The following is a 23,678-nucleotide window of genomic DNA, read 5'->3' as shown; positions in this document are numbered from 1 at the left end:
CCAGGCTGCGTCTGCTCGCGCCGCGTGAGGTCAAGTACGCGGCGCCGGTGTTGTCCGCCGACCAGGCTGCCGTCGTCGAGCTTCCGCATGGATCCGGGCCGGTGGTGGTGCCCGGAGCGCCGGGCACCGGGAAATCGACAGTGCTCGTGGAGGCCGCCGTGCGGCGAGTCCAGCGCGATGGCGTGGATCCTGAACGCATCTTGATCCTCGCACCCGGCCGGCATGCGGCATCGGCGTTGCGGGACACCTTCACGGGACGTCTGGACCGCAGTTTGAGTACGACGCCGGCACGCACCTGGGCGTCTTACGCCTTCGATCTGATTCGGCGCGCGAAAGCCGAGGGAGTGCTGCCGCTGCAACGGGCACCTAAGTTGCTCTCGGGGCCTGAACAGGACCTCATCATCAAAGAGTTGCTGGCGGGCCATGCGCGGCCGGGCTTTGAACTTCCCTGGCCGCAGGATTTGTCCGCGGCTTTGCCCACGCGTGGCTTCCGGCAGGAGATCCGCCAGCTTTTCGACAGGATCATCGAATCGGGACGCACCGCCGAGGACCTCGCGGCGCTTGCTGACGAGTGCGGCAGGCCGGACTGGATCGCCGCCGCCGCGCTGTACTCGGAATATCGGGACGTCTTGGATCTCCGCATGCCCGAGGCCTTTGACCCGGCAGGAATCATCACGGCCGCGCGTCAGATCTTCCAGGATTCACCCGGATTTCTCGCGGCAGAACGTCAGCGGCTCCAATTGATCCTGGTGGACGATATCCAGGAAGCGAATCCAGCGGTGTTCGAACTGCTCGCAGACATCGCAGAGGGCAAGGACGTTCTCGTGGCGTCCTCCCCGGACACCGTGGTCCAAGGGTTTCGCGGTGCCCGTCCGGATCTTGTCGCTGAACTGCCTCGGCTCCTCAGGGGCCTTTCCGGCGGCGTGCTTGAGCTTCCGCTCCGCCATACCCACCGGCACCTCCCCGACGTCGCGAAAGCTTGGACCGGTGTGGCGGCGCGAATATCGCAGCGTGCCGGGGGCCAATTGGCGCGGCGTCTGGATCCGTTGCCTTTAGCTGCCGGGCAGGCGGAATCCGCGTGTGCGCAGGGCGCGGGCCGCGTGGAAGCGCATGTCCTTCCTTCGGCGGTCCACGAATTGCGCTACGTTGCCCAACGTATCCTTGAGGCGCAGCTGCGCGAGGGCCACGAGTTCGGGGACATTGCGGTGATTGTGCGCAATGGTGGTCAACTATCCCAATTGCAGCGGTATCTGGGCGGCCAGGGAATTCCGGTCCGGGTGCCGGTTGCGGATTCCGCCGTGCGCGATGAAGTGGCAGTTCGTCCCTTGCTCGAGGTGTACGGCGTGGTGCTGGACGCGGCGAAGCTGACGCCTGAGTCTGCGGTCTCGCTTCTCACGTCGAGGATCGGCGGGGCGACCGCCATCGAGTTGCGCCGCTTGCGACAATCCCTGCGTCGGGAGGAGCTGCTGGGAGGCGGCGGACGGTCCAGTGACGCGTTGCTCGTTGAAGCCTTGCTGGAGCCCGGGGCGCTTGGTTCGTTGGGCATCGAGGGCAGCTCGGCACGGCGCCTGGCCCGGCATGATCGCGGCAGGGCATGCCGCCGCGGCCGAGCCAGGGGTCAACGCCGAGACTGTGTTGTGGGCATTGTGGCAAGCCACAGGACTCGCGTCGCGCTGGACGGAAATGGCGCTCGACGGCGGTGCTGCCGGCGCCCGTGCGGATCGTGACCTTGACGCCATGATGGCCCTGTTCCACACTGCCGAGCGCTATGTTGACCAGCTCCCCGGTTCCGGCCCTGAACAGTTCCTGGAGTACCTCTTGAGCCAAGAGCTGCCCATGGACACCCTCGCTGCCAGGGCGCAGTTGGAGGAAGCCGTGGAGCTCATGACGCCGGCTAGCGCCGCGGGGCGGGAATGGCCGGTAGTTATCGTCGCGGGTTTGCAGGAAGGGGTCTGGCCCAACACCAGGCCTTCGCGGCGAGCTCCTCGGCAGCACATTGTTCGCAGACGCCGTGGAGCATGGCGTCGCACATGCCTTGCAGCGCGGTCCCCTGAGCAGGCTGCGGGATATCCGCTACGACGAACTCCGTAGCTTTTCCACGGCCGTTTCGCGCGCCCGGGAAATCCTCATTTGCACAGCAGTTTCTTCCGAGGATGAGCAGCAGTCTGCCTTTCTCGATTATGTGGCGCCCCTCGAACCGGGGGAATACCGCCGTGACTACACCCCGGTGGATAGGCCCATGACGCTGCGCGCCCTGGTGGCCGAGCTCAGGCAGCGCGTTCAGCCGGACGACGCCGGACTTGCCCGGCCAGGCGTTGCGGGGGAGGCGGCCGAAGCTGCCCGGGTCCTGGCCCACTTGGCCACCGCGGAACCCGCGGTGCCGGGTGCGCATCCGGACTCCTGGTGGGGATTGGCGCCCCTCAGCACGGAGGAACCGGTGGTCCCGCCGGGGGGCACTGTGTTCGTTTCTCCCTCGAAGGTGGAAACCGTGCACAAGTCGCCGTTGGATTGGTTTGTCCAGGCGGCGGGGGGCGAAGCCGCCACGGACTTTGCCCGTAGCCTTGGGACTTTGGTTCACGCGATCGCCCAGGAGTTGCCTGACGCTTCCGGCGCCGAATACGTTGCCGAGCTTGTGCGTCGCTGGCCGGCTCTGGGCATGAAGGACAACTGGGAGGGCAGGCTGGACTTCCAACGTGCCGAGCAGATGGTCAGGAAACTGGCCCAGTACGTCGTGGTGATGCGGAGCGAAGGGCGGAGCCTGGCCGGCGTCGAGCAGGACTTTGAAGTTCCCCTCCCGCAGGTTCGTGTAGCTCAGCTTTCCGAGGAGTCCGGGGCGTTCCGGGATGCCGTGCTTCGGGGGCAGGTTGACCGCCTGGAAATCGATGCCGAGGGCAGGTTGGTGATTGTTGACCTGAAGACCGGAAAGCGCCAGCCGGGCAAAGCCGAACTTGAGAGGCACCCGCAGCTTGGTGCCTATCAAGCTGCAGTGCTGCACGGGGCATTCTCAGGTCAGGGCACCGATCAAGGTCCTGGAGCTGTGGACTCAGATTCCGTTTCAGGCCTCGTTTCGGGGCTGCTTCCCGGCCTTATTCCGGGGGGTGCGGTTCTGGCGCAGCTCGGTACCAAGACGAAGACGCCGGCCATTCAAGTACAGGAGCCTTTGGACCCGGGGGACAACTGGGCACAGGACCTTGTCAGCGAGGCCGCCGTGCTCATGGCCGGATCAAGCTTCGAGGCGCGTCACGATCCGTCGAAAGGCAGCCACGGAGGTCATGGCTGCCGTTTGCCCGATATTTGCCCATTGTGCGCCAGGGAAAGCAGGTCACCGAATGACCATCCAAACACTTGCCGGAGCCGGGATCCGGGAGGCCGGCGACGCTATAGCGGTCTTGCCCGAACCCCGATTTTCCCCCGGAGAACTGGCCGATATCCTGGGCGAACGGAATCGTCCCACGGAGGAGCAATCCGCCATTATTTCGTCGCCGTTGACCCCTCGGCTGGTTATCGCGGGCGCGGGATCCGGGAAAACCGCCACCATGGCGGACCGTGTGGTGTGGCTCGTGGCCAACGGATGGGTCCGTCCCGAAGAGGTCTTGGGTGTCACCTTCACCCGCAAGGCCGCAGGGGAATTGGCAAGCCGTATCCGCGCCAAATTGGCCGCATTGCAGCGCATCGCGGCCGCCGATGACGGCCGGTACGGTTTTCCCGAGGGAGTTGCCGGCTCCGACGAACTTGAGCCAAAGGTGTCCACCTACCATTCCTATGCCAGCGGAATTGTGGCCGACTACGGCCTGCGCCTCGGGATTGAACGCGATGTGGTGCTGCTCGGAGGTGCCCAGGCATGGCAACTCGCCAGCGAGGTGGTTGAAGCCTACGACGGCGACTACGAGCACTTCACAGCCGCTAAATCCACCTTGGTCAATGCCGTGATGCAGCTTGCCGGAGAATGCGCCGAGCATTTGCGCCAACCCGCCGAAGTTGAGCGTTGGTTGATGGAGCGCGTGTCCGAGTTCAAGCAACTGCCGTATGTGTCCGAGGCGAAAAAGAATCCAACTCAGGCCGCCGGCGATCTCAGTGCCATGTTACGCACCAGGGCAAGCGTTGCGGACATGGTGGGGCGTTACCAGGGTGCCAAACGGAATCGCGGCGTTCTGGACTTCGGCGACCTCGTGGCGCTCGCCGCGAAGATTGCGCAGGACATACCACTGGCGGCAGCCACGGAGAGGGCCCGGTACAAGGTGGTACTCCTGGATGAATTCCAGGACACCTCGCACGCACAGCTGGTGCTGTTCTCGCGCCTGTTCGGGGGAGGGCACGCCGTGACGGCCGTAGGGGATCCCAACCAATCCATCTATGGGTTCAGGGGTGCTTCGGCCGGCCAGCTCTTCCACTTCGTCCAGGAATTCCCTGTCCGGGTGGAGGACGCGTTCGGAACGGCTTCCCTTGCAACGGCCCCCACCTCGTATCTGACAACCGCGTGGCGCAATGGACGCAATATCCTGGCCGCCGCCAACGTCATTTCTGCACCGCTCAACAATGCTGCTTCGAAAGACAAAACGGCCTCGAATGACGGAGCTGCAGGCCTGAGGACTGCGGACAACTCCGTGGCCGTGCCTCCGCTGCAGCCGAGCCCGGTGGCCGTGGATGGCAGCGTTGTGCTTGGACGCTTTGCTACGGATGAAGACGAAGCTTCGGCCATTGCCCGGGACGTCCGCCGCTACCGGCGCACAGTCTTTGAAACCGCGGCCGACGGCGCCCCCTTGTCGCCCACCATGGCAGTGCTCTGCCGGCGTCGGGCACAAATGGAGTGCTTGCGCCGTGAATTCGAAGTTCAGGGAATCCCCTACGAAATAGTGGGCCTCGGCGGTCTGCTCGATACCCCTGAAGTAGTTGACCTCGTTGCGGCGCTCCGAGTCCTGGCCGATCCTGGCCGCTCGGATGCCCTCATGCGTTTGCTGGCTGGGGCCCGGTGGAGGATTGGCCCCGCCGACCTCATGGCATTCCGTGACTGGTCCCAGTTTCTGGCCAGACGGCGCTCGCATGGCGGGGTGGGCGACGTCAGCGGTGTGGATGACCACGCAGGCGCAGACGAAAGTCCCGCCGAGATGGTGGTGGAGAGCGACATCACCGATGCAGCCAGCCTCGTGGAGGCCTTGGACTTTCTGCCACGCCCGGGATGGACTTCAGGCCACGGACGTTCCCTCAGCGCGCCGGCATTGGAGCGCCTTGGCCGCCTGTCTTCAGAACTTCGGAACCTGCGGGGATTCATTGGAGACGACCTGACCACCTTGCTTGGCGAAGTGGAACGTGCCATGTTGCTCGACATTGAAGTTGCTGCGAAGCCCGGGATCAGCATCCACCAGGCGCGCCGGAACCTGGACGCCTTCCATGACGCTGCGGCGAGCTTCCTGCAAACCTCCCAGCGCGTGGATCTGCTGGCTTTCCTTTCTTGGCTTGAAGCCGCCGCATCAGAGGAAGGCGGACTAGACATGGCCGATGCCGAAGTGAACCACGAGGCAGTGCAATTGCTGACGGTCCACGCCTCAAAAGGCTTGGAATGGGACGTTGTCTTTGTCCCCGGGCTCAATGCCGGCGCCTTTCCCAGCAACCGCGACTCCCGATGGAGCAGCGGTACCGCGGCCCTGCCCTGGCCGCTTCGTGGGGATCGGGCAGACTTGCCCCAATGGGATCTGGACCAACCGGACCAGAAAGGCTGGCTCGACGCCGAGAAGGACTTCAAATCGGAGGTCCAGCACCACGGCGAGGCTGAAGAACGGCGGCTTGCCTATGTTGCATACACGCGCGCAAAGTTCGTCCTCTGGGCATCGAGCGCCGCGTGGAATGGTTCCCGGGCGGGCATTGCCGAGATCTCACCTTTTCTTGCCGAGTTGGCATGCCTAGCTGGTGAGGCCGGCGACGACGACCGTGGCGCAGCCACGGCTGCCGTTCATCCGCAGTCGCTCGGCGAAGACGCACTGCCCACCGAGAGCCCCCTGACGGTCGGCACGGAAGTGGCGGTTTTCCCCTATGATCCGCTCGAGGGTCCGAGCGATCCCCGTACCGGGGAACGGCTCCGGCTGGTACCAGGCCGGCGGGCTGCCATGGAGGTCGCGGCAACACGGGTCAGGGAAGCCATTGACTTGCTCCGGGCGGGTTCGGCACCGCTATCCGATGCATCGTTGGTGGGAACCCAGCCCCTGGATCGACCCGCCCCTGGATCACCAGCCCCTCCAACCATCGCTCCGAGGCGCGGCAGCTGGCTGGGCAGCCGAAGCGGAACTGTTGTTGGAACGGCAGATGCGGCGGAACCCGGTCCAGGACGTTCATTTGCCCGGACACATATCCGCTTCCATGTTCGTCGATCTGGGCGACGATCCGGCGGCCGTCCTTGCCCAGCTCCGCCGCCCTGTGCCACGGCAGCCCGGGATCTCGGCCCGCAAGGGCACCGCCTTCCATGCCTGGGTGGAGGAGTACTTCGGAACCACGGGCATGCTGGACCTCGACGAAGCACCCGGGTCAGACTCCCACATCGACGACGCCTACGGACTCGATGACATGGTGGCGACGTTCACCCATTCGGAATGGGCACACCGGGCTCCGGCCTTCGTTGAAGTCCCCGTGGAGACACGGATTGGGGATGTGGTGGTTCGCGGCCGTATTGACGCCGTCTTCCGCGGAGCGGACGGGACGTGGGAACTGGTGGACTGGAAGACGGGCAAGCGCCCTGCCGGCAGGCAGCTGAAGACCCGTGCCGTCCAACTTGCCGTGTACCGATTGGCATGGGCGCGCCTCAAGGGAGTGCCGTTGGAGCAAGTCAGTGCAGCGTTCTACTACGTTGCCGACGACGCTGTGGTGAGGCCGCACGACCTAGGCACGGCAGAAGAACTGGAGAGCGTCATCGCTTCAGCGTTGGGCAGAGAATAACGGTTGAGCCGAGGCTAAGGGTTGGGCAGAGGCTAAGGAGGAATCGGAGAAGCGAACGGCCTAGCGGTCTGTGGCGTCCTGCAGGGGAGTGGGTTTCACTACCTGAAGGGCCGTCGTCGAGGTGTCGTCTGCTTCGGACGGCGCCTCGGGGGTCGAGGCGGTCCGATCTGCCGAATCCCCAGCAGGCACCGGGATGGCCGTGACACTCACCGCGGGCTTCGCTGCGTCTCCCTCCCCGGCCTTGGCTTCCGAAGCCATGACAACTGCCGGTGCTGGCAGCCCGTCAGCGGAGGCACCCTCTGAAGCGGCACGCTCCGCAGCAGCAAGTTCCGCGGCGGCGGCCTCGTGCTCCTCGGCTGCCAAAGCGTTTTGCTCCTCGATGTCGTCGGCGAGGGATTTGAGCATCCCCTCCGCCTCGACCGTCATGTCGTTGTGGCCTGCGGCCAGGGCCTTGACGAGGTACTGGGCCAGCGCAAATTCGGCGAGCAACGCTGCGCGACGCAGCAGGTGTCCATCCGGGTTGTCCCGTCGGGCTTCCGTGTAGTGCCGCAGCACGGACTCAACAAAGGTCTGTTCGTTGGATGCGACGAGCCACGCAAAGTCATCGGCGGGATCGCCAATGCGCAGATCGGTCCAACCGGTCAGGGCCGTGACGGTGTCGCCGTCGATCAGCAGATTGTCTTCATGGAGATCGCCGTGGACCACGCACGGGTTGAAGCGCCACAGCGCAACATCTTCAAGTGCGTGCTCCCAGCGACGCAACAAGGACGGCGGGATCTTGCCTGTGGTGGCCGCCTGGTCCAGCTCATTCAGCTTGCGCTGGCGGAATTCGTTCGCGGTGTAGCTGGGAAGGTCCGCATTGTTGACAAGGGACTGGGGGAGATCATGCACGGCGGCCAGCGCGGCGCCTATGTCCTTCGCCAAAGCGTCATTGCGGGCAGACAACTCCTCGATGCTCCGCGTTGCCCCGGCCAAATGTGCATACACAAAAGTGCTCAGCGCACCTTGGCGCACCGTCCCGGCCACTGTGGGCATGAGAAAGGGAAGCTCGGCCCGGATCGCAGGCGTGAATGCACGCAGAACCATGAATTCGGTCTCCAGCCGGGCGCTGGCTTCGGGGTGGCGTGGTGAACGGACGCGCCAACGTTTGCCTTCGGTGTCCAGCAGAAGCGCCGATTCGAAATCGGCAGCGTCATCCGGGGCGGAGGCGGCAGCCGTCGGCGTCAGGCCGGGCACCGCCGCAGTTGCTACAGCGGCCAGTTCGAACGGTGTTCTTCTCACGTCTTCCACGGTAGATTGACTGACGGCTCTGGGAGCGATGCAGCGCGGCGAGTCTTGAGATCCGCGAGAAAACAGCACTCCAAGAGCGTGGGCCGTCGATGGATCCAAATGTTATTTGTCGGTGGGAGTCAGTACGGTAGGTACATGAGTTTCACCGAGTTCCAGGCGCCGGCAAACCACCTTATCGATACAGTTCTTCCAGTGCGCCCTGCCATGGTTGACCGGGGATCGGCCGAACGCATGAAGCCCGGCATGCTTGAAGAGGTGATCGCCTCAGGCGCGGCCAGAGCAATGGTGTTGTCCCAACGCCAGGCCCTCGTAGTGGGTGACAAGCTGTGGTTGGGGGATGCTGCCGCGCTCAGTGAAACCCTTCAGGCGACAGCCACCGGGCCGCTGACGGCCGTTTATCTCGGCCGGACGCTTCCACCGTCGTCGTTTGCACCTTCGCCCGTCGAGCCCGCGCCCGTTGAGACTTCGTCTATCCCACCGCAAACTCCGATCGTCCTCTTCGTCACCAGCGAGCCGGCTGCCCCAGGTACCGCGGGTCTCCCGGCCGATGGCGTCTGGACGGGATTCCGGGAAATCGCTGCCCGTCTTGACGCGTTGGATACCTCGTTGTTTGTCGAGGCCAGTGCCATCGCCAATTGGCATGCCACGCACACCCACTGCCCGCAGTGTGGAACCCCTACCAGCATTGAGTCCGGAGGCTGGGTGCGTCGCTGCCCGCGCGACAATTCCGAGCACTACCCACGGACTGATCCGGCAATTATCGTCACGGTGGTTGGCGCCGACGGCAGGGTGCTGCTCGGAGGCGGGGGGCCGGTAGATGCCACGAATTACTCCACGCTGGCTGGCTTCGTCGAGCCAGGAGAATCGCTCGAACAGGCAGTCGTGCGCGAAATCGGGGAAGAGGTAGGTGTGCGGGTTACCGCCTGCCAGTATCTCGGCTCGCAGTCGTGGCCGTTTCCGGCTTCGCTGATGCTCGGTTTTACGGCAACCACGGACGACGTCGAAGCCCGGCCCGACGGCGTCGAGGTCACCCGTGCGCGCTGGTTCAGCCGCGCGGAACTCCAGGCGGCCGTGCTCAGTGGAGAGATCACGATCTCCACGAGGCTCTCGATTGCGCGTTCCCTGATTGAGCACTGGTACGGCGGCGTCATCGAGGATCTCCAGCCGTGACAGAGGGCAATTTCAGCGACACCGTTTCACTCGAGGACCGCATACTCGGCGGTCTCGATGCCGAACAGCGGGAAGTCGCCAGCAACCTCAATGGACCCATGTGCGTCCTCGCGGGCGCCGGTACGGGGAAGACCCGGGCCATTACGCACCGCATTGCTTACGGTGTCCACTCCGGGGTCTACAGCCCCCAGCGTCTCTTGGCTGTCACTTTCACCTCCCGCGCTGCCGCCGAAATGCGCAGCCGGCTGCGGGATCTCGGCGTCGGGAACGTCCAGGCACGCACCTTCCACGCGGCGGCCCTCCGGCAGTTGCAGTTCTTTTGGCCGCAGGCGATCGGCGGAGTCCTGCCGAACTTGCTGGACCACAAAGCGAACATGATCGCCGAAGCCGCGCGTCGGCTTCGGCTCAGTACCGATCGAGCCTCCATCCGCGACCTCGCGGCGGAGATCGAATGGGCCAAGGTATCCATGCTGACGCCAGCCAACTACCTTGAAAACGCTCACGGTCGCGGCACCCCGGGTGGCTTCGACCTCACCGCCGTCGCACGGGTATTCCAGTCTTACGAGGACGTGAAAACGGACCGCAACGTGATCGACTTCGAAGACGTCCTGCTGATCACCGTGGGTATCCTTCAGGAAGATCCGAAGGTGGCGGCCACGGTCCGCGAACAGTACCGGCACTTCGTAGTGGACGAGTACCAGGACGTTTCGCCGCTGCAACAGCGGCTCCTGGAGCTGTGGCTCGGTGGCCGCGACGAACTCTGCGTGGTGGGCGACGCCAGCCAGACCATCTACTCCTTTACCGGCGCTTCTCCGAAGCATCTCCTGGGTTTCAAAGCGCAGTATCCTTCAGCGACGGTGGTGAAGCTGGTCCGCGATTACCGTTCCACGCCCCAAGTGGTGAAGTTGGCCAACGACCTTCTGGGGTCCCGCCGCAGCGGCGGCACGGTGGCCGATGCTGCCTGGGCAAAACCCCTGCAGCTCGTAGCGCAGCGTCCGGCAGGTCCGGAGCCCCGGTTCATGGAATGCCCCGACGACGAGGCTGAGGCGGCGGTGGTCGCCGGCCGGATCCGGGAACTAATCGACGCCGGCACCAAGGCGAGCGAGATCGCTGTGCTCTTCCGTACCAACGGGCAATCGGAAGCCTACGAACAAGCCCTTGCTTCAGCGGGTATCGGGTACCAGCTACGAGGCGGTGAACGCTTCTTCGCCCGCAAGGAAGTGCGTGACGCCATCCTGCAGTTGCGCGCAGCCACCCGAGCGGTTGCGGAGGACTCCGCCAAGGAACCGCTCGGTCAGTTGGTGAGGGACATCGTGGCCTCCCTCGGTTACACGGACTCCGCCCCGCACAGCGGCGGGGCCCTCCGTGAACGCTGGGAGTCGCTGGCAGCGTTGGTGGCACTCGCCGACGAACTCGCCGTCAGCCGCGGCCCGGAATTCACTTTGATGGAGTTCGTCAACGAACTCCAGGAACGTTCGGTTGCACAGCACGCTCCAACAGTCCAGGGTGTGACACTCGCATCGCTGCACGCCGCGAAAGGCCTGGAATGGGATGCCGTGTTCCTGGTGGGCTTGAGCGAAGGCCTGATGCCCATCTCCTTCGCCGACACCCCGGAGAGCGTCGACGAGGAACGCCGGCTCCTGTACGTCGGGATCACCCGGGCACGCGAGAATTTGAACCTCTCCTGGTCCACCGCGCGCACGCCCGGCGGCCGGGCCAACCGCAAGCCGTCACGCTTCCTCGACGGGCTGCGCCCCGATTCGGTGCTCGGGGCAAGTGCGCGCAGCCGCGCCACGCCACGGCGCAAGGCCGCAGCACCGGCGTCGTGCAGGGTTTGTGGCACCATGCTTGCGACAGGCGCTGAACGCAAAGTGGGACGTTGCAGCCAGTGCCCGCCGAGCTACGAGGAACAGACTTTTGAGGCCTTGCGGCAATGGCGCAAGGACGAGGCGTTGAGCAACGAGGTACCGGCCTACGTTGTGTTCACGGACGCCACGCTGACGGCCATCGCCGAGGCCCGGCCAGCTTCGCTTGAGGAACTGGCGAAACTCGCAGGTGTGGGGCCTTCGAAACTGGAAAAGTACGGCGAAGCCGTGTTGGCGGTTTTGGTCGAGAACGGATCGGCCTAGTGGCACAAGGCGCGGGGCGGCCCGTCATCCCGCTGACCACCGACGACGGCTCGCCAGTGGTCGTTCGCCGCTCAGCCCGCCGCCGTCGTACTGTTGCGGCTTTCTGGGAAGACGGAAACGCCGTGGTTGCGATCCCCGCCCATTTCACGAAGGCCCAAGAAGGTGAATGGGTCCGGCGGATGCTGGACAAGCTCAAACGCCAAGGCGAGAAGCAGGCCCAAGGTTCCGGCAAGAGACGTCCCGCGAGCGACGCCGCCCTCGCCGCGCACGCTGCCGAGTTGTCGTCGAAGTACCTGGGCGGACGCGCCATCCCGACGTCGGTCCGTTGGGTCAGTAACCAGAAGTCCCGGTGGGGTTCGGCCACACCGGCGGACAGGACCATCCGACTTTCAGACAAGCTCCGCGGCATGCCCCTATGGGTGGTCGATTACGTGCTGCTCCATGAACTCGCGCACCTGCTGGTGGCCGGTCACAACGCCGCGTTCTGGCGTTTGCTGGAGGCGTATCCCGAGACGCAGCGGGCCAAGGCGTTTCCTGGAGGGCGTGGCCTTTGCCACGTCGCGGGGAATGGGGCCGGATGACGAAGGCGCCCCAGCCCAAGACTGGGACGCCGACGCCGGCTAGGCTTCGTCTTCAGGTTTCGGAGTGCCCTCGCTGTCCTCATCCTTCGGCGCGTCGTAGCCACCGTCAAGGAGCTTCTGCAGGGCGTCGTCCACTTCGGTATCGCTGGCTTCCGCCAGCCGGCGCCGTTCGCTGAATCCCGTGGGATCGTCCAGGTCATGGGCCGTGGGGAGCAAGTCGGGGTGGTGCCAGATGGCATCGCGCCCGGCGATTCCACGTTCGTCCTTCAACGCAGCCCACAGCGTGGCGGCTTCGCGGAGGCGGCGCGGGCGCAGCTCCAACCCCACCAACGAGGAGAACGCGTGTTCAGCGGGGCCTCCGGTGGCCCGGCGCCGGCGCACCGTTTCGCGGAGTGCGACGGCGGATGGCAGCACTTTCTCGGTGGCTGCGGCGGTGAGTTCGTCCACCCAGCCCTCAACAAGTGCCAGGGCCGTCTCAAGTTTCTCCAGGGCCGCCGATTGTTCGGGGGTGCGTTCCGGCGTGAACACGCCTTGGGACAGTGCTTCTTGGATGCCTTCCGGGTTGCCGGGATCGAGATCGCGGGCGAGGTCCTCGACCCGCGACATGTCAATGTGGATGCCGCGGGCATAGGCTTCGATGGCGCCCAGAAGGTGGCCCCGCAGCCAGGGAACCTGCACGAAGAGGCGGGCATGCGCGGCTTCGCGGACGGCGAGGAACAGGCGGACGTCATTCTCCGGAATGCTCAGGCCTTCACCGAATTTGGCCACGTTGGCTGGCAGCAGGGCCATTTCGAGATCCGCGAGCGGAACACCGATGTCCGTGGAGCTGACCACTTCGCCGGACAGGGCGCCGATGGCCTGGCCCAACTGCATGCCGAAGATGGCTCCGCCCATGTTCTGCAACATGGAGGAGGTGCCGCCCATCATGGTTTTCATTTCTTCCGGCATTTGCTGGGTCAGCGCGTCCGAGAGCGCGTTGGCAATGCTGTTGGCCACCGGCTCGGTCAGCCGTTTCCAGGTGGCCAAAGTGGCTTCCACCCATTCGGCGCGGGACCAAGCCCGGCCGATCAGTCCCGTTGCCTGGAGATCCGTCACAGGGTCCAGCCAGAGTTCCGCGAGCCGGAGTGCCTCATCGACTTCGCGCGCCTGAAGGGCATTCACCGACGGATCCGTGCCGGAGGCGGCAACACGCCGGGCGTTCTCGTGGGCGAGTTGCCAATTGACCGGGCCCTCTGAAGTGGAACTCATCATGGCCTGCACTTGGGCAAACATCTGTTGCAGCATATTGGGGTCGTTCGGCAGCCCTGCGGCCTTCGCCAATTCGGCGGGGTCGATGTTGCCCATGCCTTGCCCGCCCATCAGGTTCTTCAGCATTTCCGCTAAAGGATCCTGGGGTGAATCGTCTCCATTGGAGGGGGTATTGGGGTTGGAGGTCATGGTGCCGCCGATCGTCGGTGTGACTGGTGATCACTTTCAAGGTACCGCTATGCCCGGGGGCTGTCTGCCTCAAGAACGCGTCGTTCGCTCTAGGCAAAGCACGTCCGGCGGGCACAGCGTCGTAGGGTGGATCGTTGGTATGTTTACCGGCCTCCACCCTGAGGCGGCCGAAACTGTAGCGTTGGGCCTAAGTTCACGACGCGGAGAGGTCTTTCATTGACTAGTTTGCCGAGCCCCGGAGCTGCCGGGGAACCCGGACAGCCTCTCGGCCCCTCCCAACCCCATGACAGCCCGACGTCGGAGAACGTTCTCCCACCGCAGGAACCGGAAAAGCCTCGCGACGGACGGTATTTCGCGATGCTGATCTCCGGGGCCCTGACCCTTGTGTTGGGAATCGCCGCGGCTTCCCTTCCCGTTCCTTACGTCGTGGAATCCCCGGGGCCGATATTCAACACCCTGGGCACGGACAACAACAAACCCGTCATCAGCATCACGGGTCATCAGTCTTTTCCGGCCAAGGGGAACCTAGACCTGACTACCGTCTACATCAGTGGTGGTCCCAACGGGCCGGTCAGCATTTTCGAGGCGTTCCAAGCGTGGCTGGACGGTTCCAAAGCCGTGTACCCCCAAGAACTGCTCTATCCCACCGGGGTCACCAAGCAGCAATCCGAACAGGAAAGCGCGCTCGCCATGACCACCTCCCAGGAGAACGCGGTTGCGGCTGCCCTCCAGGAAGAGAACATTCCGTTCGATCAGAAGCTTCAAGTCGCTGGCTTGTCCGACGGTTCGGCTTCCGCAGGCAAGCTCCAAACCGGGGATGTCTTTACGTCGATCAACGGCAAGGCCATTACGTCCCTTAGCGTCATCCAAACTGCGCTGTCCGACGGCGCGGGCGCGCCTGCCGCCGTCGTCGTCGATCGCAAAGGGCAGCCGGTGACGGTGAACATCACTCCGGGCAAAGGCTCAAACGGGAAGTACATCCTGGGCGTGATGTTGCAGTACAAGTTCACCTTCCCGTTCGACGTCAAGATCTCCTTGGACCAAGTAGGCGGACCGAGCGCCGGCATGATGTTTGCCCTGGGCATCATTGACAGCATCACCCCAGGTGACCTCACGGGCGGTAAGCATGTGGCCGGTACAGGGACCATTTCTCCCGACGGCACGGTGGGACCTATTGGTGGAATCGCTCAGAAGATGCAAGGCGCCCGCAATGGCGGCGCCACGCTTTTCCTCGCACCGGCCTCCAACTGCGACGAGGTGGTAGGGCATATTCCGAACGGCCTTCAGGTAGTAAAAGTGGACACCCTGGCGGATGCGAAGTCAGCCGTGGAACGACTCGCCTCAGGACAGGACATGTCCCGCCTTCCGGCTTGCTCCAACAACTAGACTGACGATGGAACTTAGCTCCACCGCCACTCGTGGCACATATGACGGTCTCCGCCATCAGCACCAGGCACCGGGGCCGAACGAACACACGCACTGATGACAGTTAACTGACGACCAGCTATGAGGTACGAGTTTGTCCCGTCCAGCCAGCACAAACCCGCCCGGAAGACCGAAGCTGAGACGGGGTGCCCTCACTCCTACCCTGATCGTCGTGGCTATCGTCGTAGTGGGATTCATCTTCTTCGCCAACGTGTGGACCGACGTCCTCTGGTATCAGCAGTTGGGCTTCTTCGAAGTCTATTTCCGGGAGAACCTGGCCCGGATCCTCATCTTCGTGGCTGGCTTCGCGCTGATGGCTGTCGCGGTTTTCTATGCAGTCCGTGTCGCCTACCGATCACGGCCCGTCTATGCCCCTGACTCCGAGGCCAGGGACAACATGAACCGCTATCAGGCCCAGCTTGAGCCGGTGCGCCGCGTTGTCATGATCGGTATCCCCGTGCTTTTCGGTCTCTTTGCAGGCAGTGCTGCTGCCAGCCAATGGCAGAAGGTGCTCCTGTTCTTCAACCAGTCGCCGTTCGGCCAGACGGACCCGCAGTTCGGCTTGGACATCAGCTTCTACCTCATGGCACTGCCGTTCCTTGGCTTCGTCACGGGGTTCCTCATGAGCGTCGTGGTGATTGCCGGGATCGCCGGAATCCTGACCCACTACCTTTATGGCAGCATCCGATTGATGGAGCGGGGCATCTTCACCAGCCGTGCTGCCCAGATCCACCTGGCCGTGACGGGAGCTGTTTTCCTGTTGCTGCTGGGAGCAAACTTCTGGCTTAACGTCTACAACACCGTCCAAGACCAGAGCGGACACTGGGCGGGCGCCCTCTACACCGACGTCAACGCCGTGATTCCCACGCAGACCATCCTTGCCGTTGCCGCGGGTCTGGTGGCCATCCTCTTCGTAGTGGCCGCCGTGATCGGGCGTTGGCGCCTGCCCGTCATCGGTACAGCCATGCTGATCATCACGTCCATCCTCGCGGGCGGCGTTTATCCTTGGGTCATTCAACAGTTTCAGGTCCGCCCCTCGGAGCAGACACTGGAAAACAAGTACATTGACCGCAATATTGCGATGACCCGGGCCGCCTACGGTTTGGACCAGATTCAGGTATCTCCTTATAACGCCACGACGGACGCCAAGACCGGGGCACTTGCCAAGGATGCGCAGACCACTGCCAATATTCGGCTGTTGGACCCGAACTTGGTCTCCTCTGCGTTCTCCCAGTTGGAGCAGTACCGCCCCTACTACCAGTTCCCCAAGGCCCTGAATGTTGACCGATACACGGTGGACGGAAAGACCCAGGACACGGTAATTGCGGTCCGCGAGTTGAACCAGGACGGGCTGAACGCCAGCCAGCAGACCTGGGTCAACCGGCATATCGTCTACACCCACGGGTATGGCGTGGTGGCCGCCAAGGGCAACACGGTCACCGTTGACGGCAAGCCGGACTTCCTGTTGTCCGGCATCCCGTCGATGGGTACCCTCGGCAGCGATGCGAGCTACCAACCGCGTATCTACTTCGGTGAAGATTCGCCCGACTACTCGGTAGTTGGCGCCCCGGACGGCGCTCCGCACCGTGAGCAGGACCGTCCGGCCGCCGCGGACAGCTCGGCCGAAACGCAGTACACCTTTACCGGCAACGGTGGCCCCAGCGTGGGCAGCTGGTTCAACAAGCTCCTGTACTCCATCAAGTTCCAGTCCTCGGACCTGCTCCTGTCTGACGGCGTCAACGAGAAGTCGCAGATTCTCTATGACAGGACCCCGCGCCAGCGGGTGGAAAAGGTCGCTCCGTACCTTACCGTGGACGGCAGCTCTTATCCCGCGGTTGTCGACGGCCGGGTGAAATGGATTGTGGATGGATACACCACCAGCCAGTACTTCCCGTACTCCCAGCAGCAGCAACTGCAAACCGCTACTGCTGATTCTCAGACGACCTCAGGACGCACCGCGGCCCTGCCGAACAGCACCGTTAACTACATCAGGAACTCGGTCAAGGCCACGGTTGACGCCTATGACGGCTCAGTGACGCTTTACGCCTGGGATACCCAGGACCCCATCCTGAAGTCGTGGCAGAAGATCTTCCCTAACACCATCAAACCGCTCTCGGAGATGTCCGGACCGCTCATGAGCCACGTGCGGTATCCGGAGGACCTCTTCAAGGTGCAGCAGGAGCTGCTCGGGCGTTACCACGTGACCAATGCGGACAGCTTTTACCAGAACAATGACGCGTGGAGCGTTCCGAACGATCCCACCGTCACCGATCCTGTCCGGCAGCCCCCGTACTACCTTTCCCTGCAGATGCCTGGCCAGACCAAGCCGGCGTTCCAGTTGACCTCCTCGTTTATTCCACAGGTGGTGAACGGTAATGCGAGGAATATCCTGTACGGCTTCCTGGCAGCCGATTCCGACGCCGGTAGCCAGGCGGGAGTGAAAGCCGCCAGCTATGGGCAGTTGCGTTTGCTGCAACTTCCCACGGACACCCAGGTTCCGGGCCCGGGTCAGGCCCAGAACAAGTTCAACTCCGACCCTGAGGTGTCGCAGCAACTTAACCTGCTCAGGCAAGGAGCCTCGGATGTGCTCAACGGCAACCTTCTGACGCTTCCAGTGGGTGGCGGCCTGCTGTATGTGCAGCCGGTGTACGTGAAGTCAACGGGTGAAACGTCCTATCCAACGCTTCAGCGAGTGCTCGTGGCCTTCGGGGACAAGGTAGGCTTCGCTTCGACCTTGGATGCCGCGCTGAAGAGTTTGTTCGGCGGCGACTCCGGTGCCTCGGCAGGGGACTCGGCCAACAACGGCCAGACTCCGACCACGCCGGGCACCACGACTCCGCCCGCAGCTGTGGATGCCCAAGCGCAACTGAAGGCAGCGCTGGATGCGGCTAACAAGGCCATCCAGGACGGCCAGGCCGCGCTGGCAAAGGGCGACTTCGCGGGATACGGCACCCAGCAGAGCCTTCTGTCCGCCGCACTGAAAAAAGCGATCGACGCAGAGTCTCGCCTCGGCGTCACCCCGGCCCCGACGGCGAGTGCCACACCGTCTGCGAGCCCGTCGCCGACGGGGAGTGCCACACCGAGAGCGACGCCCTCGCCAAGCAAGTAGGCAATCCTCCTGCTGGCCGGTTTCGGCCTGGCTAGGAGGAATGGAAGACCGGGCCAGCCCACACAGGTTGGTCCGGTCTTCTTTTTGATCCGCCTCGATCTGGCGGCCTCGAAAGGCGTCGGCGAGCCGACAACGTGCCCCGGCGGGCCCAACAGCAACAGGGGAGACGGAGGTCACGTCGCGTGGATTTGGCCTGACATTCACCTGCAGGTAAAGTAGTTCTTGCGACGCGGGGTGGAGCAGTTCGGTAGCTCGCTGGGCTCATAACCCAGAGGTCACAGGTTCAAATCCTGTCCCCGCAACTGAAGAAAGATCCGGCACAGTGGAAACACTGTGCCGGATCTTTTTGTTTTCCATGGCGTGGGTGGATGGGAAATCAGCCTCGTTCGCAACGTGCCACAGCCCACACCCGCATGGTCCGAGGCGGCCCTCAATGTGCGGTAGAGTTGATCCTGCGACGCGGGGTGGAGCAGTTCGGTAGCTCGCTGGGCTCATAACCCAGAGGTCACAGGTTCAAATCCTGTCCCCGCAACCAGATAAGCAAAAGAGTCCGCCCAAGAGGGTGGACTCTTTTGCTTTGTCGTGAGTTTTTGGGGTTTTAGGACAAAACGTGTGTAAATCCCGGGTGTGTCATGTGCGTCCGGCCCAGCCTTTGCGGTGCCAGAGGCCTTCGTCCCGATACCCCCCGGAACCTCGCGACGCGCAAATTACTTGCGGTTGCGCTAAATACCTGTCGACACCGGAATTCACGCGTCGAAATCCATTTGCCGAGTCGCTCAGCTCTTGCGCCGGGTTATAGGCCGGGTGGGAGCAGCAGCCATCCCAGGAACGCGTCCAATTGCCACGGGTTGTTGTGCGCCGATCCCGTTTGCGCCTGAGTTTGCCTGAGTTGTGGTGCGCCTAGTGAGCGCGTTGTCGATCGCTCGCAACGGACCCATACACGTAGACCGGTCGAGATCCACACTGAGATTGGCCAAAAACACACGGAGTTCGGGCTTTTCTGCACGGAGATTGGCCACTTCGACCACGTAGAGACCAATTCGTGGGGTTACTTTCTTGACGGGGGAGCAGAGATTTATCGCTGGACTTTCCCCTCCGCCAGTTCAAGAAAATAGGAGGAAATCGATGCAAAAACCCTCAACGCTATTGCTCGCGGCGCCGGTGCTCGTGCGGCAACAGGCAGCGGGTCCAGTAGGGCGGCGTCAGAACGACGTCGTTTGGTTCCTGATCCTTATCCCGATTGCCGCAATCATCTTCATGGGGCTGGCAGCCGCCTGGTTCTGGTATTGCCAGCAGCGCGGAGCCTGGCCGGCAATGGACATGCCGAGCTGGCAGTCCGGCGGCACTTGGAAGCTGTATTGCCGGGCCTAGATCATCCCAACAGTGAATGAACGATTGGAATCTGCGCATTTCACCTGCAGGGTCGAGGAGCTCGGAAAGGACTATGGAACGGTACAAGCGGTGCGGGACATCTCGTTCACGCTGGTGCCCGGAGAAGTCTTCGGTCTCCTCGGCCCGAACGGGTCCGGAAAATCAACCACGCTCCACATCCTGACCGGCTTGCTTGAAGCGAGCCACGGAAATGTCGAAGTCAAAGGCGTTCCCATCGAGGATAAGGAAGCCCGGAAGTGGATCGGGTTCGCGCCGGATGACTTGCCGCTGCCTTTGTCCTTGACCGGCACTGAATACCTCGACCTTCATCACCGGCTCCGGAAGCGTAACGACCGGGACGTTGCTGCCCAATTGGCGGAAGTGCTCGGTCTGACTCCGGCTCTCGGACGATCCATCAGCGGATACTCGCATGGCATGAAGCGGAAGCTGCAGCTGATCGCGGCCGTCATGCATTCTCCTCAGCTGCTCATCCTTGACGAACCCTTCCGAGGGCTCGATCCAGAAGCGGCAGCCGTGCTTCGGGACCTGCTGGAGATGTTCGCCGGGGCTGGCGGCTCGGTGCTCATTGCCACTCACGACATGCTGCGGGCTGAGCTGGACTGCGATCGGGTGATGATCCTCCATAACGGGGAGGAGGCTGCCCTGGGCAGCCCCGCCGGACTTCGCGCAGCCTATGGAGGTCTCGCATCGCTTGAGGCAGTGTTCCTCCAGGCAACAAAACTTGACGAGTTCCAGGCGCAGCGCCTCGAACAACTGCAGGCGGCGCTTCGCGTCGACCAACTCGAGGAGGGACCTCAATGAACAAGACGTCGAAAGTAATTGGAGCAGCCGTCGGGGGAGTGGCCGTCGGTGTGGCCCTGTCCTTCATTCTGTGCGTGGCCACCAGCGTGATCGCTATTTCGACGGGATCCCCGGCAACCATACCGGGCGTATTCACGGCCACTGCCGGTACTGAGAACGGAGCATTGGCCCTGGAGTTCCGGCCGAACTTCGCCGGAATCGTGGTGGTCATCGTGCTGTCGGTGCTGATAAGCGTGGTGGTGGCAGTGCGAAACAGCAATGCCTCCCCGCGACAAGCAGGACCCCACTAGTGGGCGCTGCCGCCACGGTCGCGCGAACCGCGCTTTTAGCCTGGACCCGCGAGACAGCCGGGCAGCTCCGGCTCCCCGTTAGTGCGATCCGGGCGTTCACGGTGACAGCCGTGATTTTAGCCCTCGCCTTCGGGTCGATGCTTGCCTTGATGACCGGTGGGACCGAAGGCACTCAACAGATCCAGCTCACCCCGGGAATGCTTTCTTTCATGATGGGCGGCTCCTTCCTCACGATCGCCTTTCTCACCGCCCTCTTCTCGATACTTGGTCCATCCCGGAACGCCCTTGCGACCGTGCTGGAGATGCTTCCGGTGTCCCGCAGGGCCGTGTTCGCTGGGCTGCAGATACCGGTGTTGGCGTTGTCATACATTTTGGCTTTCAGCCTCTGCATCCCGTCCCTCGCCGCGTTGTGGCGGAGCAGTGCCAACTGGTGGGTGGCCGCCATTGTGTCAGTTCTGCTTGTGGCCTTCTTGGCATCCTCCCAGCTGTTCGTTCTCGCTTTGTTCCAGGGACTTGGTTACGGGTACAGGCGCTGGCTTCGGCTGCCGCGGTACTACGCCCTGACTTTCGCGGGTGTTTCTTGTTTCATCGTGAGTACGGTGCTCGTCTGGACCGATATCCTCCCGCTGCCGGAAACCATGGCCGATACGGTCGCTGGACCCCGCAACTTTGCCATGCACCGCGTCTGGGGCCGTGCACTGGCCCCGTTGTGGACCGGCGCCCCTGTGCCGTGGATTGACCTCCTGGTGGGCCTGATGTGGCTGGCGGTCCCGTTGGGGATGATGTACCTCGTGGCCCGCGCGGACATCGACAACCAGGAGGACATGACCCTTCGGCTGTTCGCCAACGCGCCGCTTCCGCGGAACAAGCTGCTTGCCTCTGCGTATATCGACGGGGTCCAACTTTTGCGCAGCCACCAGTTCACAGTGCTGATTCTCCTGATGGCGATAGGGCTTGCCGGTGCCATCGCGTTATCGAGGAGCCCTGAACTCGGGTTCCTCGCAGCAGCCATTGCACCGAGCCTGGCCGTGGCACCTTGCATCGTCGGCATGCAATCCTATGGGCTGACAAGCAGGACCCACTGGGCGCTCAGGCATCTCACCGGACGCACCACTGCTTGGGTGGCACCCAAGCTGATCGCGTGCGCAATGATCTCGTTAGCGATTGGCATCGCATTCGTCGGAGCGCTGTTCACAGCTGGTCTCCTCACCGCGGATCAATGGCCGAGGCTGATATTCGACGCTGTTCTGGCCTGGACTGCGGCCATGATTGGCGGGGTGCTGGTGCCCTTCAGCCGCGAACAGCCTTTGGCCAGCGGAGCCACGGGATTCACGGTCTTCCTGATCTACGGGGCCTCTTCTTGGGCTGCGCGCTGGACGGGGGCGGAACTCGGGAATTTCTTCGGTGATGCGCGCTACATGGGCGAGATCCTCTCCAGCGCAGTCTTGACTGTCCTCCTTTCGGCGATGCTGTTTTTCCTTGCTGTCCGGGTTTCCAAAGATGGCTGATGGGGCCATCCGAATTACCGCGCTTTATCCTGTTGAGGGCATTTCCGTGCTGGACGGAAGGTGGGAGTACGCCCCGCTCGGCATATCGGTTCCCGCTCCGCCGCAGTTCCTTACGCTCGGCAGCAGCCCGGAAGCATTTACACGCGCGCACGAGGCGCTTGATTCCGGACTCGCGTCGGCCCGGCACGCGGCGCGCCGGGGCCCTCTTGCCTTACTGCGGTGTCCCCGTCCGGTGCTTGCTACCGAATCGGTGGCGGTGCCCCCGGGCAGCGCCCGCTCCCTTGCACAGGCCATGGCGATGATGCTTAGAACCCTCGGATGGCCATTGGTGCTCATCGCGGCAGTTTGGTGCGCCTTGGAGGCCGCCGGCCAGCGAACCTTTGCACTGCTTGGCTCGCTGGCTTTCCTCATCCTGGTCTCGCTGATCCTGCACGAACTAGGACACCTTGCAGTTTTCAGATTCCTTGCCCCTTCGGCGCCGGCCTTGTTCAGTGTCCGTTCCGGGCGGTTCCGGCTCGTCAGATGCAGCCTGCCCAGGTATCAGGACGTTGCCGTCACCGTTGCCGGGCCAGCCGCTCCGTGGGTTCTTCCGTTGTTGCTGTCCCCTTTTTACAGTGGGCTGCCTGTCCTGTTCTGGACCTCGGCGGTGGTGGCAGGTTCGCATCTTGTCCTGCTGCTTCGCAACGACGGCGACGGAGGGATGCTCCGCGCGGCCCTGGGACAGCGTCCGCCTGAAGGTTAGCTTTGGGCGGGCATCCGGCACAGCTCAGATCGCTCCATGGTAAATAGTAGGAGTTCCTAGTATTCTCGATCTCAAGCGTCAGCCATTTGCATCGAGGGAGCTGTTGAATGAAGATCGTCGTGCTCATCAAACAAGTGCCGGATACGGCCGAAGAGCGGAAGCTAGATCTGGCAACGGGCCAGCTCGATCGCGAGGCCCCGGACAATGTGGTGGATGAAATCAACGAGCGCGCCCTTGAGGCGGCATTGCGCATCAAGGACGCCAACAAGGGCACCGAAGTAGTGGCAATGACCATGGGGCCGGATGATGCCAGCCAGGCCTTGCGCAAGGCCCTCTCCATTGGGGCGGACTCAGGCGTGCACATCGTTGATGATTCCCTGAACGGCGCCGATACCGGCCGAACGGCAGCGATTCTGGCGGCTGCGTTGAGGTCTACCCGCTTTGACGTAGTGATGGCCGGAAACGAGTCCACCGACGGGCGCTCCGGCGTCGTGCCTGCGATGGTGGCCGAACACCTCCAGCTGCCGCTGTTGGGGTCGCTGATCTCCGCCGAAATCACGGACGGCGCAGTAAGCGGCGTCCGCCAGGGCGAAGGGGGCACCCTCAAGGTCCGTGCCGTTCTGCCAGCCATCCTCACCGTCACCGAGCGATTCCCTGAGGCGCGGTTTCCGAATTTCAAAGGCATCTTGACGGCCAAGCGCAAACCGGTGACCACCTTGTCGGTCGCCGAGCTCGCGGTCCCGGCCTCCGCCAGCCGCACGACGGTGATTTCAACGGTTGAACGGCCAGCACGTGCGGCTGGCAGGAAACTCATCGACGACGGAACGGCAGCAAGCGAGCTGGCCGACTTCCTCGTTGCGAATCGTCTGGTTTAGGGGAG

14 protein-coding genes, 2 tRNA genes and 2 pseudogenes are annotated in these 23,678 nt (G+C 63.3%); 16 read left to right on the top strand and 2 right to left on the bottom strand.

Going from position 1 to position 23,678, the window contains the following annotated elements; all coding sequences use genetic code 11:
* Window positions 1–5 precede the first annotated feature (5 nt).
* The 3 genes and pseudogenes from ACF0H6_RS05510 (at window position 6) to ACF0H6_RS05500 (ending at window position 6,924) form a co-directional block, all read left to right on the top strand.
* Window positions 6–3,333: pseudogene (locus tag ACF0H6_RS05510) on the top strand (ATP-dependent helicase).
* Complete coding sequence (locus ACF0H6_RS05505) at window positions 3,330–6,554, top strand: ATP-dependent helicase (RefSeq protein WP_395248765.1); 3,225 nt, start codon at window positions 3,330–3,332, stop codon at window positions 6,552–6,554. Before ACF0H6_RS05510 ends, ACF0H6_RS05505 begins: the two are co-directional and overlap by 4 nt.
* A complete protein-coding gene (locus ACF0H6_RS05500) occupies window positions 6,463–6,924 on the top strand; it encodes a PD-(D/E)XK nuclease family protein (RefSeq protein ID WP_395248764.1) in 462 nt (153 codons plus the stop codon). Before ACF0H6_RS05505 ends, ACF0H6_RS05500 begins: the two co-directional genes overlap by 92 nt.
* A gap of 60 nt (window positions 6,925–6,984) precedes the next feature.
* Here the strand turns inward: ACF0H6_RS05500 and ACF0H6_RS05495 are convergent, their stop codons facing one another.
* A complete protein-coding gene (locus ACF0H6_RS05495) occupies window positions 6,985–8,205 on the bottom strand; it encodes a macrolide 2'-phosphotransferase (protein ID WP_395248763.1) in 1,221 nt (406 codons plus the stop codon).
* 144 nt (window positions 8,206–8,349) lie between these two features.
* Here ACF0H6_RS05495 and nudC point away from each other — a divergent pair, with 144 nt between their 5' ends.
* The 3 genes and pseudogenes from nudC to ACF0H6_RS05480 all read left to right on the top strand — a co-directional run bounded on the left by nudC (window position 8,350) and on the right by ACF0H6_RS05480 (window position 12,137).
* The gene (gene nudC / locus ACF0H6_RS05490; RefSeq protein ID WP_395248762.1) at window positions 8,350–9,384 is read left to right on the top strand and encodes an NAD(+) diphosphatase; all 1,035 of its coding nucleotides are present in this window, start codon (window positions 8,350–8,352) and stop codon (window positions 9,382–9,384) included.
* Window positions 9,381–11,513, top strand: coding sequence for an ATP-dependent DNA helicase UvrD2 (locus tag ACF0H6_RS05485; RefSeq protein WP_395248761.1), 2,133 nt, complete (start codon window positions 9,381–9,383; stop codon window positions 11,511–11,513). Before nudC ends, ACF0H6_RS05485 begins: the two co-directional genes overlap by 4 nt.
* Window positions 11,513–12,137, top strand: a pseudogene (locus tag ACF0H6_RS05480) (M48 family metallopeptidase). Before ACF0H6_RS05485 ends, ACF0H6_RS05480 begins: the two are co-directional and overlap by 1 nt.
* Here ACF0H6_RS05480 and ACF0H6_RS05475 read toward each other — a convergent pair.
* The gene (locus tag ACF0H6_RS05475; protein WP_395248760.1) at window positions 12,134–13,531 is read right to left on the bottom strand and encodes a zinc-dependent metalloprotease; all 1,398 of its coding nucleotides are present in this window, start codon (window positions 13,529–13,531) and stop codon (window positions 12,134–12,136) included. The pseudogene ACF0H6_RS05480 and the gene ACF0H6_RS05475 overlap by 4 nt on opposite strands.
* 357 nt (window positions 13,532–13,888) lie before the next feature.
* Here ACF0H6_RS05475 and ACF0H6_RS05470 point away from each other — a divergent pair, with 357 nt between their 5' ends.
* From ACF0H6_RS05470 to ACF0H6_RS05425, 10 genes are all read left to right on the top strand, one after another.
* Window positions 13,889–14,917, top strand: coding sequence for a PDZ domain-containing protein (locus ACF0H6_RS05470; RefSeq protein ID WP_395249890.1), 1,029 nt, complete (start codon window positions 13,889–13,891; stop codon window positions 14,915–14,917).
* Window positions 14,918–15,050: 133 nt separating this feature from the next.
* On the top strand, window positions 15,051–18,065 hold the full coding sequence (locus ACF0H6_RS05465; protein WP_395248759.1) for a UPF0182 family protein: 3,015 nt from the start codon (window positions 15,051–15,053) through the stop codon (window positions 18,063–18,065).
* A 228-nt stretch (window positions 18,066–18,293) separates the two neighbouring features.
* Window positions 18,294–18,367, top strand: a tRNA-Met gene (locus ACF0H6_RS05460).
* A 156-nt stretch (window positions 18,368–18,523) separates the two neighbouring features.
* Window positions 18,524–18,600: transfer RNA gene (locus ACF0H6_RS05455), tRNA-Met, on the top strand.
* Window positions 18,601–19,190: 590 nt separating this feature from the next.
* The gene (locus ACF0H6_RS05450) at window positions 19,191–19,436 is read left to right on the top strand and encodes a hypothetical protein (protein WP_395248758.1); all 246 of its coding nucleotides are present in this window, start codon (window positions 19,191–19,193) and stop codon (window positions 19,434–19,436) included.
* Window positions 19,437–19,448: 12 nt separating this feature from the next.
* Entirely contained in the window at window positions 19,449–20,258 is an 810-nt protein-coding gene (locus ACF0H6_RS05445; protein WP_395248757.1) for an ABC transporter ATP-binding protein, read from the top strand.
* Window positions 20,255–20,548 carry a hypothetical protein gene (locus ACF0H6_RS05440; RefSeq protein ID WP_395248756.1) on the top strand — a complete coding sequence of 98 codons (294 nt, stop codon included), beginning with the start codon at window positions 20,255–20,257 and terminating at the stop codon, window positions 20,546–20,548. Before ACF0H6_RS05445 ends, ACF0H6_RS05440 begins: the two co-directional genes overlap by 4 nt.
* Complete coding sequence (locus tag ACF0H6_RS05435) at window positions 20,548–22,056, top strand: hypothetical protein (protein WP_395248755.1); 1,509 nt, start codon at window positions 20,548–20,550, stop codon at window positions 22,054–22,056. Before ACF0H6_RS05440 ends, ACF0H6_RS05435 begins: the two co-directional genes overlap by 1 nt.
* Window positions 22,049–22,798, top strand: a complete 750-nt coding sequence (locus tag ACF0H6_RS05430) for a hypothetical protein (protein WP_395248754.1) — start codon at window positions 22,049–22,051, stop codon at window positions 22,796–22,798. Before ACF0H6_RS05435 ends, ACF0H6_RS05430 begins: the two co-directional genes overlap by 8 nt.
* Before the next feature lie 107 nt (window positions 22,799–22,905).
* Window positions 22,906–23,673: an electron transfer flavoprotein subunit beta/FixA family protein gene (locus ACF0H6_RS05425; RefSeq protein ID WP_395248753.1), complete on the top strand. Its 768-nt coding sequence runs from the start codon at window positions 22,906–22,908 to the stop codon at window positions 23,671–23,673.
* Window positions 23,674–23,678 lie beyond the last annotated feature (5 nt).

Source organism: Arthrobacter sp. NA-172, assembly GCF_043952055.1.
Lineage (GTDB): Bacteria > Actinomycetota > Actinomycetes > Actinomycetales > Micrococcaceae > Arthrobacter.
This window is presented reverse-complemented; position numbering and strand designations above follow the sequence as displayed.